This is a genomic window from Xanthovirga aplysinae, from assembly GCF_009711365.1.
Classification (GTDB): domain Bacteria; phylum Bacteroidota; class Bacteroidia; order Cytophagales; family Cyclobacteriaceae; genus Xanthovirga; species Xanthovirga aplysinae.
This window is the reverse complement of record NZ_SMMB01001218.1, coordinates 1-12,218: the sequence shown is the minus strand read 5'-3', so window position 1 is coordinate 12,218 and position 12,218 is coordinate 1. Positions and strand designations below refer to the sequence as shown.

General features: G+C 37.8%; 9 protein-coding genes. 5 read left to right on the top strand and 4 right to left on the bottom strand.

The features are described 5' to 3' along the window. Positions 1-381 precede the first annotated feature (381 nt). The gene (locus E1171_RS17450) at positions 382-1,686 is read left to right on the top strand and encodes a hypothetical protein (RefSeq protein ID WP_155207339.1); all 1,305 of its coding nucleotides are present in this window, start codon (positions 382-384) and stop codon (positions 1,684-1,686) included. A gap of 302 nt (positions 1,687-1,988) precedes the next feature. Next, positions 1,989-3,185, top strand: a complete 1,197-nt coding sequence (locus E1171_RS17445) for a pyridoxal phosphate-dependent aminotransferase (RefSeq protein WP_155207338.1) — start codon at positions 1,989-1,991, stop codon at positions 3,183-3,185. Positions 3,186-3,243: 58 nt separating this feature from the next. On the opposite strand, the gene E1171_RS17440 is transcribed toward E1171_RS17445, so the two are convergent. After that, a complete protein-coding gene (locus tag E1171_RS17440) occupies positions 3,244-4,293 on the bottom strand; it encodes a glycosyltransferase family 9 protein (protein WP_155207337.1) in 1,050 nt (349 codons plus the stop codon). Next, entirely contained in the window at positions 4,290-4,892 is a 603-nt protein-coding gene (locus E1171_RS17435) for a DUF4254 domain-containing protein (protein WP_155207336.1), read from the bottom strand. The genes E1171_RS17440 and E1171_RS17435 overlap by 4 nt, the downstream gene beginning before the upstream one ends. 448 nt (positions 4,893-5,340) lie before the next feature. Here E1171_RS17435 and E1171_RS17430 point away from each other — a divergent pair, with 448 nt between their 5' ends. Further along, positions 5,341-7,158: a TrkH family potassium uptake protein gene (locus E1171_RS17430; protein WP_155207335.1), complete on the top strand. Its 1,818-nt coding sequence runs from the start codon at positions 5,341-5,343 to the stop codon at positions 7,156-7,158. 83 nt (positions 7,159-7,241) lie between these two features. Here E1171_RS17430 and hemE read toward each other — a convergent pair whose 3' ends face one another. Both hemE and E1171_RS17420 read right to left on the bottom strand, forming a co-directional pair. Continuing rightward, positions 7,242-8,270, bottom strand: coding sequence for a uroporphyrinogen decarboxylase (gene hemE, locus E1171_RS17425; RefSeq protein ID WP_155207340.1), 1,029 nt, complete (start codon positions 8,268-8,270; stop codon positions 7,242-7,244). A 158-nt stretch (positions 8,271-8,428) separates the two neighbouring features. Continuing rightward, positions 8,429-9,109, bottom strand: a complete 681-nt coding sequence (locus E1171_RS17420) for a hypothetical protein (protein WP_155207334.1) — start codon at positions 9,107-9,109, stop codon at positions 8,429-8,431. A 653-nt stretch (positions 9,110-9,762) separates the two neighbouring features. Here E1171_RS17420 and E1171_RS17415 point away from each other — a divergent pair. Further along, positions 9,763-11,343, top strand: a complete 1,581-nt coding sequence (locus E1171_RS17415; RefSeq protein ID WP_155207333.1) for a peptide chain release factor 3 — start codon at positions 9,763-9,765, stop codon at positions 11,341-11,343. A gap of 54 nt (positions 11,344-11,397) precedes the next feature. Next, positions 11,398-12,144, top strand: a complete 747-nt coding sequence (locus E1171_RS17410; RefSeq protein WP_155207332.1) for an RluA family pseudouridine synthase — start codon at positions 11,398-11,400, stop codon at positions 12,142-12,144. Positions 12,145-12,218 lie beyond the last annotated feature (74 nt).

Genomic DNA, 12,218 nt, shown 5'->3' with positions numbered 1-12,218 from the left:
TGCTCTCATTGAACAAAAAAGAGTTTCTATCCTAGAATTGGTTTGATTCTAATTTGCTCCCTGGCGATATGGACCCTAAACGTCATCCTGACGCTCAAACATTGGCTGGGTTTAAAATAAAAAACCTGCACCATCCCAATTTCCCAAAAACAAAATTAATGATAGCAGTTTTGACTTTCTCAGTTATGGCAGATAAAATAAGTATTTCTTTTTTTTCTTGAAGGGGAAAGGTAGGCATTGCTAATGCAATTTGGAAATTAAAGATCTCAATAGACATCCTACCTCTCTTTAAAGTAGGTTTTCCGTTATCCCTTTCTTAAGCAAGAATAGAGCCTTCGTTATTTCATAAATCTTTAACCATAAAACTAAAAAGCTATGAAAATGAAAAGATTTGTACTAGCCATTCTGGGGTGCTGTTTAGCTGGAACGGTTGTAATTGGACAAATTAACCGCAATACGGTTGATCAATTTGGGGTACTCAATAACGCTACAGAAGATCAGGAAGCTTTATTGGGTACACAAACGGTTACCCAGGTAGGGGTACTTCACTCTCACACTGGTATTCAAAATGGGATTCACAACACGATGACTGCTGAGCAATTTGGATTTGGGAATACTATGAATCAATTTCAACTTGGCCTGGGGATTGCAAATTCTCAAAGAGGAGTTCAATTTGTGGCGAAAAACACAATGACCCAGGTTCAGGTTGGGGGTGTTTTGAATACTCAAATGGCACTGCAAACCTTAGGTTCTAATAATGAAGTTACCGAAGTGCAAGTATTTGGTAAATTAAACTTACAGGATGCGATTCAATTAGGAAGCTTTAATGAGGCTTTACAGGTTCAGGTGGCAGGAAGAAATAACACTCAACTGGTGTTTTCTGTAGGAAGTGCAAATAGGGTTCGTCAGATCCAGATTTTTGGTGATAGAAACATTCAGGTTGCTGAAGAATTAGGCAGCTTCAATGAAGCAACTCAAAAACAAGTGGGAGGTTTGTTCAATAGGCAAATAGCTTTACAAGCATTTCTTGGAAATATTGCTCGTCAAAGACAAATTGGAGGTATAGGAAATCTTCAGTTTATATTTCAGAATGGGATAGGGAATTTTGCAAGCCTATCTAGTTTGGATGGAATAGGGAATAGACAGGTTGTTTTTCAATTTGGAATATTGAATCAAGCCATACAATCTCAGGCTTTTGCTTTTCTCAGTCATCAATTGGTGTTGCAGTTTGGACTTGGAAATATTGCCCGACAAAACCAAACACTTACCTTAATTGGTAACCAATTCATTCTGCAGAACGGAGTTCTTAATATTGCTCGTCAAAATCAGGTGCTAGCTCTTTTTACTCGCCAAAATATCCGGCAGAGAGGTATACTGAATATTGCTTCGCAGTCCCAAATTGGCGTTTTGGTTTCTAGGCAAAATATTCGACAAAAGGGGGTATTGAATATTTCTAGGCAAAGTCAGCTGGCAAGTGCCTTTGATTTGCAAGAAGTGGATCAAGAGGGTGCTTTAAATATAGCCAACCAAAGCCAAACCAAATCTGCTTTTAGCGTTACTTTTGTTCATCAGCATGGAATAGGGAATAGGTCAAGTCAAACACAAAGTGGATTTAATCAAATTTCAGTGGTTAACCAGCAGGGATTTTTTAACAAAGCCTCCGTTTCCCAATCTAATTTACGATAATGATATCCTTCAATCGCAAAACTTTTGGGGTTGCAGGCTTTCCCTTCTTTAATTGATACGAGTGGAAGATGATCTTCTTTTAGAATAGAATGAAAAGGGAAATTAAGGTGAAAAATGGTTGGCTTGGAGGGATATGCTCCTACCTATTATTTCAAAAAAATCCTCCTTTATTCAAAAGGAGGAAAAAAATTAAATTGTTTCAAAAAAATCCTAACCCTTTTTTAATTCATAGCATTAGCATGTATTCCGCGAAATCAGTATTTTTGGCCACGTTTAGATTTTTTTAAAAATTTGTGTTCCAAATGGATATGCTGTCAAACCGAATCAACTCGTTATCCGAGTCCGCAACATTGGCCATGGCCCAGAAAGCCAGAGACTATAAGGCCAAAGGAATTGATATTATTAGTTTAAGTCTGGGAGAACCAGATTTTAAAACTCCCAAACATATTCAGGAAGCTGCCAAGGAGGCTATTGATTCAGGCCTGTATTTTGCCTATCCTCCGGTTCCAGGTTACCAGGACCTAAGGGAAAAGATAGCCGAAAAGCTTCAGAAGGATAATCATATTGATGTTAAAGCGGAAAATGTTGTGGTATCGGCTGGAGCTAAGCATACCCTGGCCAATATTTTTATGGCCCTCTTAGATCCGGGAGATGAAGTAATTGTATTTTCTCCTTACTGGGTGAGTTATGCCGAGATAATCAAATTGGCAGAAGGTACTCCGGTTTTTATTGAAGGAACAATTGAAAATGACTTTAAAGCAAGTGCTGCTCAATTAGAAGCTGCTATTACCGATAAAACCAAGGCGGTGATTTATTCTTCTCCATGTAACCCTACAGGTGCTGTTTTTAGCAGAGAAGAATTAGGCGCCATTGGCGAGGTGGTCAAAAAGCATCCAAATATAATGGTGGTTGCTGATGAAATTTATGAGCATATTAACTTTACCGGAGCTCATGCCAGTATGGCAGCGATTCCAGGTATGTTGGAGCAAACTGTAACGGTAAATGGATTTGCAAAAGGATATGCCATGACCGGTTGGAGAGTGGGATATATGGCAGGGCCACTTTGGTTAGCAAAAGCTTGTCAGAAAATGCAAGGTCAGGTAACTTCAGGTATATGTTCTATTGCTCAACGTGCGGCAGTAACCGCAATTTCAGGGGATATGGCCCCAACTAAAGAAATGGCTGCGGCTTATCTGCGAAGAAGAGAACTGGTAAAAGGTTTAATTGATGAGATCCCTGGTGTAAAAGCTAACCTTCCGCAAGGTGCATTTTATATCTTCCCGGATATTAGTGATTACTTCGGAAAATCAGATGGTGAGGTAACTATAAACAATGCCAGTGATTTGTGTTTATATATCCTGGACCATGCCCATGTTTCTACTGTAACAGGAGAAGCATTTGGTGAACCAAATTGTATCAGAATTTCATTTGCAGCCTCCGATGAAGATTTGAAAGAGGCTTTGAGACGCATTAAGGAGGTTTTGGCAAAATTGAATTAATGAATAATTAAAAATGAATAATTAATAGTGGAAAGTGAAAGACCTTATTCACTATTAATTATTCATCACCTAAAACCTCTATTACCCTTTCATATATTCTTTCCGGAGCAATCCAATTCATGCAAGCCCAGTCTTTTCTGAAGCAAGGTTTATTTCCAAAAATGGAACAAGGACGGCAATTGAGTTGCTCTGTGGGAATTTGGATTAAATTTTTCGATTCGTCCTGACCAAAAGCGGTAAATCCTGCAAAGGGATGAGTGGCTCCCCAAATAGAAATTACATTTGTCCCTGCCAGGCTAGCCAAGTGCATATTGGCAGAATCCATAGTGAGCATCACGTCCATTTGGGCCATTAAGGCTAATTCATCATTTAAATCCAATTCTCCAATTATAGAGGTTACCTTTTCTTTGGAGGAAGCTATCTCAGATGCTGCCTTTTTTTCTTTTTCTCCTCCTCCAAACAGAAAAATATGAACATTTTTCTGATTAAGGCGACCAATTACCTCTTCCATTTTTTCGAGAGGATACATTTTCTCAGTGTGGAAGGCAAAAGGTGCAATGCCAATCCATTTTATTCCTTTTTCTTTCTCTCCGGTTAACTTTTTTAGTTTTTCAGAAGGGTTAAAAAGGTTTTTTTGTGGCTGAAGCGCTTTTAAGTCTGCCTTTAAACCTGCTTTGCGAAAAACATCGGCATATCTTTCTGTGGTGTGTCTTAAGGGCTTAAGTATTCTATTCGCTTGTGAGATAAGGGCTTTTTTTTCCTTTCTGCCTTTGTCAATTCGGTAAATATTTTTTCCCGATAATCTTGAAAAGGTGGAAAGCACTCGGGAACGCAAAACATCATGTAGATCGATGACGGCTTCGAAATCATTGCCCTTAGATGCTTCTTTATAAAGCCGATAAAGACCTTTCAATCCTTTATGTTTTCCATAAAGGTCAGGTTCAATAAAGGAAAGGTTAGGAATTCCCTTAAATAGCGGTTGAAAATGTTTTCGACTTAAGATACAAAGATGAATGTCCCGATTTTGGGTGCAAACCGCCCGTATTACCGGAACACTCATGGCAACATCTCCAAATGCTGAAAGCCTTATAACTAAAAATTTCCTCATGACTGTTTCCTCAAAACGGGATTCAGCTCCGGATCATTGTACATTTTCATTTGTTTATACGTTTTTACAAGGCAATTTCCGCTTTCAATTTCATTCAAAAGCTGGTCTATGGCCTGGGAAAGGTCATTTTGTTGGGCATAGAGTACCTCTAATTTATGACGACACTGCTTAATATGTGTCTCGCTGGCATTTTTTCGAAGGCTTTCCTCTTTCATGTGGTAAATCTTAAGGTTAAGAATGGAAAGCCTGTCAATCGCCCAGGCGGGAGTTTCGGTATTGATACGGGCACTTTCTTTGGCTTGAACCGATTCGTATTTGTCAAAATAGAAATCATCAATTTGTTCTACCAAATCAGTTCTTCTTTGGTTGGAAGCATCTATCTCCCGCTTTATTTTTAAGGCTTTTTTCGGCTCTATGTCAGTGGCTCGTATAATATCTTCTAAGTGCCATTGCACTGTATCTATCCAATTTTTCCGGTATAGTAGGTTTTCCAGAGTTCCTTCAGCAAAAGGATTATTACAAGGAGTGTTGACGTCATCTTTCTCGTGATAATCTTCAATGCTTTGCCAGAATATTTTATTGTAGTCTTCTGCTTTCATGAGTTAATCGTGAATTTTTTATTTAATTACGAATTTGGAATCAAAACGGGAAATTAAGCGAACTGTGTTCCAACTTTTTATTCTTTACTCCTATTTATCAATCCTGGGCCGAAATTATCAAGAACCGTTCTGAATCACAAATTAAGCATCTATACCGAGGGTAATTGACTAATTAAATTGGCTAAAATGTTTTTTAAGGATATTAAATTAAGGGTAAGTTTAAATATTTCCTTTTGTGAAGGGAGATTCAAATTTTTTTGTCTTTAAAGTTCCCTCTTTTGTACTAATTATTCATTATTGTACCCATTTTTATCGTTCTTAATTCGGAATTAAAATGTTGATATGGGCTTTCTATCAATTTTGGAGGGTAAAATAGCAAGTTTAAAGTTTTACCTATAACTTAGCCCTTTTTAATGCGAATTATTTTCAAGATTATTTTTTAGGCACAATGTTTCGAAGAAAAATAAATGAGTGGGTAGAGAAGCTAAATCATTTTCTTTATACTTCTCGAAGTCGGGCGGTTACCACCATTCGTTCAGTTTATTTTCTTTCCTCTTTAGGGGCATTGGCAATCTTAGTATACATCATTGGTTTTGATCCCGATACAGCAAGTTTGAAGATAGGATTGAAGGGATTAAATATTTTTTTCACTTTTCATATTTTGACATTTCTGGGGCGTTGGCTATACTCTTTCCAACGTATCCAATTTTTAAAACAGAATAAATTCAGGGCAGTACTTGCCTTTCTATTGCTTCTTCACGTAATCACACATTCTGTTTACAGCGATGAATGGTTGACACGGTGGTTGAGCTATACGCCCTCTCTGGGGGTATATGAGTTTTACCAAATGATGCTGGGGGTTTATTTATTTTTCTTTGTGGCGTATAGCTTTGTGGAGGTGACCACTGGAATTTCTAGGATTCCCATGCAGCCTGCAACTATATTTTTGCTTAGCTTCCTTTTGTTAATTAGTATAGGAACCGGACTTTTAATGCTTCCTTCGATGACGGTGATGGAAGGGAGTATGCCTTTTTTAGATGCTCTTTTTACTTCTACCAGTGCTTCTTGTGTTACGGGACTTATAGTGGTGGATACAGCTACTTACTTTACTTTTAAAGGGCATGTGATTTTGTTATTGCTCATACAATTTGGAGGGTTAGGTATTATTTCCTTTGCTTCTTATTTTACGGCCTCATTAACCAAAGGTATTGGGTTAAAACACCAATCCATGTTGCAGGAATTCTTAAGTGGTGAGGATTTATATTCTACTATCGGATTATTGAAACAGATTTTTAAACTCACCCTGTTTATTGAAGGGATAGGTGCTATTTTGATCTTTTTTACTTGGGGGGCTGTTCCTTTTACCTCGATTTGGCAAAAAATCTTTTACTCCTTGTTTCATGCTGTTTCGGGCTTTTGTAACGCAGGATTTAGTCTTTATACGAATAATATGTATGAGCCCCTGGTTAAAGAAAGTTACCTGCTACACATCGTAATTTTGGCTATTGTAATTTTGGGTGGAATCGGTTTTGCTACCATACAGGATGTTTTTTCCCCAGTTCGAATGCGTGATCGATTGGTTCACCCTTGGAAAGATTGGCAGTTGGGAACTAAGATTGCAATTTACATGAGTGCTGGTTTGTTAGTATTTGGAGCTTTAAGTATTTTCCTTTTGGAAGAGAACCACACACTTAGAGAAATGAAATTGGGGGAGGCCGTTATTACCAGTTTTTTCCAGTCAGGAGTGGCCCGGACAGCAGGGTTTAATACCATTGATATCGGTGCTTTGCGGCTTCCTTCTTTAATGATCCTTATCTTTTTGATGTTTATTGGGGCCTCTTCGGGATCGGTTGGAGGTGGAATTAAAACGTCTACTTTTTATGTGATTCTTTCTTCTGTTGTGGCCACCTTAACAGGAAGGCAGAAAATTGAAATAGGAAGGAGATTTATCCCCAATGAATTGGTTTTTAAAGCGATGACCGTTTTTGTTTTTGCTGTTATTTTTAATTTGTTAGGAATCTTTGTTTTAACCCTTACAGAACCAAATATTGAGCTGATAAAACTAGCCTTCGAGCAGGTATCCGCTTTTGCAACAGTAGGGTTAAGTACAGGGATTACTGCTAATTTGTCCGAAACCAGTATGGCAGTAATTACCTTAACCATGTTTGTGGGGAGAGTCGGTACTCTTACTGTGGCATTGGTACTAAGTAGGCGTGTTTCAGCTACTTCTTACCGATATCCAAAAGCGCATTTGATGATTGGGTAATTTTATTGAGGAGTGAAGAATTAAAGATGAAAGGCGAAATTAATTAAGACTCCATATTTTAATTCTCCACTCTTAACTCTCAACTAAAAACCGTGTTCCTTAATCGTATTAATGAAACATTTTACTTTTTCAGGGTCAATATCCGGATATACACCGTGGCCCAAATTTGCGATATGACGATGAGGGCCAAATTGGTTCAGCATTTCTTTGGTGGCTTTTTCCACATCTTTAAATGATCCATAAAGGGCACAAGGGTCAAGATTACCTTGCAGTGTTTTGTTCGCACCAATGAGTTGACGGGATTCCTGAACATCCATATTCCAGTCTAAACCAATAGTTTGACAGTCCAATTCCCCCATAGCTTTGCGAGCAAAGTAAGCACCTTTGGCAAAAACAGTAACAGGTACTTCCTCGATTGCCTTACAAATTTGATCAATGTAAGGAAGGGCAAATGTTGCATAATGTTGAGGGCTCAAAATGCCGGCCCAGGAATCAAAAATTTGTACCATGTCTGCTCCTGCTTCAATTTGCGCTTTCAGATAAACAATGGTACTATCAGTAATCATTTGCAATAAACGATGAGAAAACTCAGGAGCAGTATAGAGCATTTTTTTCGCCCTTGAAAAGGTCTTGCTTCCACTTCCCTCTACCATATAAGAAAAAATCGTCCATGGAGCACCAGCAAATCCAATTAAAGGTACTCGTCCATTTAATTCTTTTTTGGTTATACGAATGGCCTCCAGCACATAACCTAAATCGGTTTTCGGGTCTGCAATCTTGATTTTTTTCAGGTCATCAAGGGTATTGACCACTTTTGGGAAAAAAGGGCCTCTTTTTTCTACCATTTCGTAAGGTAGCCCCATAGCTTCCGGAATCACGAGAATATCCGAAAAAATAATAGCAGCATCTACATCCAGTATATCTACAGGTTGTATAGTAACTTCAGCAGCTAATTCAGGGGTTTGGGCTAGTTCAATAAATCCGCTTAATCGATTTCTTACTGCCCTATATTCCGGAAGAATTCTTCCGGCTTGTCTCATCAGCCAAACAGGAGTGCGCTCTGTTTTTTCTCCTCTGGCGGCTCTCAGAATTAAATCGTTCTTTAATTGCATGCCGCAAAGATAAGTAACAATAGCGAAATTTGAATCAGGAATTAGGAAATTGGACCTCAAACTGTAGAAAATGAAAGCCACCTGCTCCTTTAGAAAATTGACTATGGGTTCCACTGTCCAAATGTCATCCCTAGTGGTCACCTTCTTTGTCAGGGTTTCTATTTTACCTTTTCAAATTCTTTTCCATTTATTAATAAAGTATTGTCCTTGATTCGGATTTTTTTATTTACTTGACTTTTAAGGATTTGGGTTCCGTACTTCATCTTAGATACCAGCTTTATGTTAAAATGAAAACTTTTTTCTTCCTCTAAATTTAGTTCAAAAGGCTCAAGACCGTTGAATTCAACTCTTAACGAAATGGGATTCTGATTTTTTAGTAATTTAAACTCAGCTTTTCCTTGTAAATCTGAAAGCTGTTTGGCGATTAGTTGGCGGTTTTCATCCATAAGGAGAATGTTTGCCCCAGGAAGACTTTCTCCAGTATCAGCTACCACTTCTAATTGATAATGGATTTGGGCTGTATCCTCAACTAAAATTGGACGGGCTTTGCCTGAGGAATTGACTTTAGGTTCTAGTTTATCGGTAAATTCTAAAAGCAGCTTATTATTTTTAATCATATAATTTCCAGCTCCATACTTTGAGCTAGATAGCATATCCGATGAAAAATAATATTCAAACCTTCCATTATCCCTAAAAATATATCCCTCACTTTCAAAAGAGATGATGTCCTTCTCAAACTTCTCGCTGTAGTTTCCAGGTGTAATAATTTTATGGGTACAGTTAGAAAAGAAAAGCAAAAAACTAAGGAGCTTTAAGTTATTTCCAAAGACTTTTAACATATCAAGGAGAGTTGATTTAATTTTTTAACTCCTTGTAGATTAATGTTTTTAAAGAGTTTTTCAAAGCAGAATCAAAATAAATATAATAGGTTATTCCTTCATTCAAAATGGTGAAAAACTCTTCCAAGCCAAATCTTCTCATTTTTTTCTGTCATTTAGTTAGCCATCCTTGAGTAGGAAATTTCGAAATTGCCTTTTCATTTTGGATACATACTTTCTTTACATAATTCACCTCAATTATGTAGCCTTGAAGGCCTGAAGAATATTTTCACTACTGTAAATGTTTTTCAGTGATTAATAAAATTCATCCTGCCGCGGGATAAGAATATATATTATTTAGGTTTGTTTAGTAATTATCACACTTTCGAATTGCTTAGCAGGATACAAATCATACCACATACCACAGTTTAAACCTCTTAGTTCAAGGCTCGAACATCTTTCCGAGGGGATTAAATAACAATATGGAATTAGGAAGGAGGAATTTGAGAATACAATTAAGGATTTCTTTCATTTTAATCTTCATCTGTAATTCTTTATTCCTAAATCCCAATTCCGTAAATTTGCCGGCTGTTTAAACGAAAGAATTTAAGCAGCTGACCGTTAAGGTTATATCTTTACGATTTTTTAGAAAAGTTCTGTGGACACCAGCATATATGAATTTAGAACAACAGATTGCCAGAAGAAGGACCTTTGGAATTATTAGTCACCCTGATGCGGGAAAGACTACTTTGACAGAAAAACTTTTATTATTTGGTGGTGCGATAAAAACAGCTGGAGCTGTAAAATCAAACAAAATTACTAAGCATGCGGCATCCGATTTCATGGAAATTGAGAAGCAGAGAGGTATCTCCGTTGCTACTTCTGTAATGGGATTTGAATATAAAGATGTTAAAATTAATTTGCTGGATACACCAGGTCACAAAGATTTTGCTGAGGATACCTACCGTACGCTCACTGCTGTGGACAGTGTGATTATGGTGATTGACTGTGTGAAGGGCGTAGAGGAACAGACCGAAAAACTAATGGAGGTTTGCCGGATGCGAAACACACCAGTTCTGGTATTTATTAATAAACTGGATCGGGAAGGTCGTGATCCTTTCGAACTGTTAGATGAAATTGAGGAGAAGTTAAATATACGGGTAAAGCCGATGAGCTGGCCAATTAGCATGGGAAAAACCTTTAAAGGGGTGTATAGCATGTATGAAAAGAATTTGCTATTGTTTCAACCCAGTCGGCGAGAATTACAGGATGATGTGGTTTCCATCAATGATATTGAAGATTCAATTTTGGATGACCAAGTAGGGGAAAGCTTGGCCAACGAACTTCGTGAAGATGTAGAAATGGTTTCGGAAGTATACCCTGATTTGCAATTGGAGGAGTATTTGAATGGAGAGGTGGCTCCTGTATTTTTTGGAAGTGCCGTAAATAATTTCGGGGTTCGGGAATTGCTAGATTGTTTTATTGATATTGCTCCTGTTCCTCAAGGTCGGGAAACAGAACAACGTCTCATTGTACCTACAGAAGATAAATTCTCAGGCTTTGTTTTTAAGATTCATGCCAATATGGATCCAAAACACAGAAATCGGATTGCTTTTGTGAGGGTATGTTCTGGTAAATTTGAAAGGGGAAAACCTTACTCTCATAGCCGCCAAGATAAGAAACTGAAATTTTCCAATGCTACTGCCTTTATGGCCCAGGATAAGGAAACTGTAGATGAAGCCTGGCCGGGTGATATTGTTGGACTTTACGATACAGGAAATTTAAAAATCGGAGATACGTTGACCGAAGGGGAGAAAGGAATTTTTAAAGGAATCCCAAGTTTCTCTCCCGAGCTTTTCAAGGAAGTGGTTAATATGGATGCCATGAAAACCAAACAACTTGAAAAAGGATTGCAGCAATTGATGGAGGAAGGAGTGGCTCAGTTATTTTCTTATGAATTGGGTTCCCGAAAAGTGGTAGGAACTGTTGGAGCCTTGCAATTTGAAGTAATTCAACATCGTTTGAAACATGAATATGGGGCAACTTGTAAATTTGTGCCCATGAATTTATTTAAGGCGTGTTGGTTTAGTTGTGAGGATCCGAAAAAACTAAAGGAATTTATGGACTCCAAGTATAGGCACATTGCAAGGGACAAGGATGGAAAATTGGTGTTTATGGCGGAGTCAAAAGCCTGGTTACAAATGGTGCAGGATAATTTTCCCGCAATTAAATTCCATTTCACCTCAGAATTTTGATTCAGGAATCTGTAAACGTTCGGAGCTCTACTAAAAAATAATAAATTCAAAATTTTGGATAAATATACAGAGAAATACGGGAAATATTTTCAGGTAATATATGAAGATAATCACCTGTTGATTGTGAATAAAGCAGCAGGGGTGTTGGTGCAGGGCGATAAAACCGGTGATGCACCTTTGGTGGAAATTTGCAAGGAGTACATTAAGGAGAAATATGAAAAACCTGGAAAGGTTTTTTTGGGAACTGTTCATCGTCTTGACCGCCCTGTAAGTGGGGTGGTGGTTTTTGCCCGTACTTCTAAGGCTTTGGAGAGGATGAATAAATTGTTTCGAAACAAAGATATTCATAAAATTTACTGGGCAGTAGTAAAAAAACGACCTCCTGAAAAATCTGGACGACTAATCAATTGGTTAACCAAAGATGAAAATCGAAATTTGGCCACAGCCCATAAAAGAGAAACTGAAGGCAGTAAACGCGCTGAATTGGATTATAAAGTTTTGGGAAAACTGAATGACCATTGGTTATTGGAAGTCCGGCCGTTAACGGGTAGGCCTCATCAGATTCGTGTCCAATTAGCCAGTATGGGCTGCCCTATCCGGGGAGATATTAAATACGGTTTTGCAAAACCGAATTCGGATGGGAGTATAAACCTTCATGCTAAAAATTTGATTTTTGATCATCCCGTGAAAAAAGAGCCTTTATTTATTCGGGCGGGTTTACCTAATAATGAATTCTGGGAGCAGTTTCTGGTCTTAGAGGAGCAAAAGATAAAAATGAAGCATATTGATAAAATTTTTTGATTTTAATCCACTTCGAGACGCATACCCTTGCGTCTCCTACTTTCATTTTTCTCTACTATTTTTTTACACTTTAT

Excerpts from the sequence above, each read along its gene's own strand:
- E1171_RS17450 (WP_155207339.1), top strand. The coding sequence starts at position 382 with ATGAAAAGATTTGTACTAGCCATTCTGGGGTGCTGTTTAGCTGGAACG.
- E1171_RS17445 (WP_155207338.1), top strand. The coding sequence starts at position 1,989 with ATGGATATGCTGTCAAACCGAATCAACTCGTTATCCGAGTCCGCAACA.
- E1171_RS17440 (WP_155207337.1), bottom strand. The coding sequence starts at position 4,293 with ATGAGGAAATTTTTAGTTATAAGGCTTTCAGCATTTGGAGATGTTGCC.
- E1171_RS17435 (WP_155207336.1), bottom strand. The coding sequence starts at position 4,892 with ATGAAAGCAGAAGACTACAATAAAATATTCTGGCAAAGCATTGAAGAT.
- E1171_RS17430 (WP_155207335.1), top strand. The coding sequence starts at position 5,341 with ATGTTTCGAAGAAAAATAAATGAGTGGGTAGAGAAGCTAAATCATTTT.
- hemE (WP_155207340.1), bottom strand. The coding sequence starts at position 8,270 with ATGCAATTAAAGAACGATTTAATTCTGAGAGCCGCCAGAGGAGAAAAA.
- E1171_RS17420 (WP_155207334.1), bottom strand. The coding sequence starts at position 9,109 with ATGTTAAAAGTCTTTGGAAATAACTTAAAGCTCCTTAGTTTTTTGCTT.
- E1171_RS17415 (WP_155207333.1), top strand. The coding sequence starts at position 9,763 with ATGAATTTAGAACAACAGATTGCCAGAAGAAGGACCTTTGGAATTATT.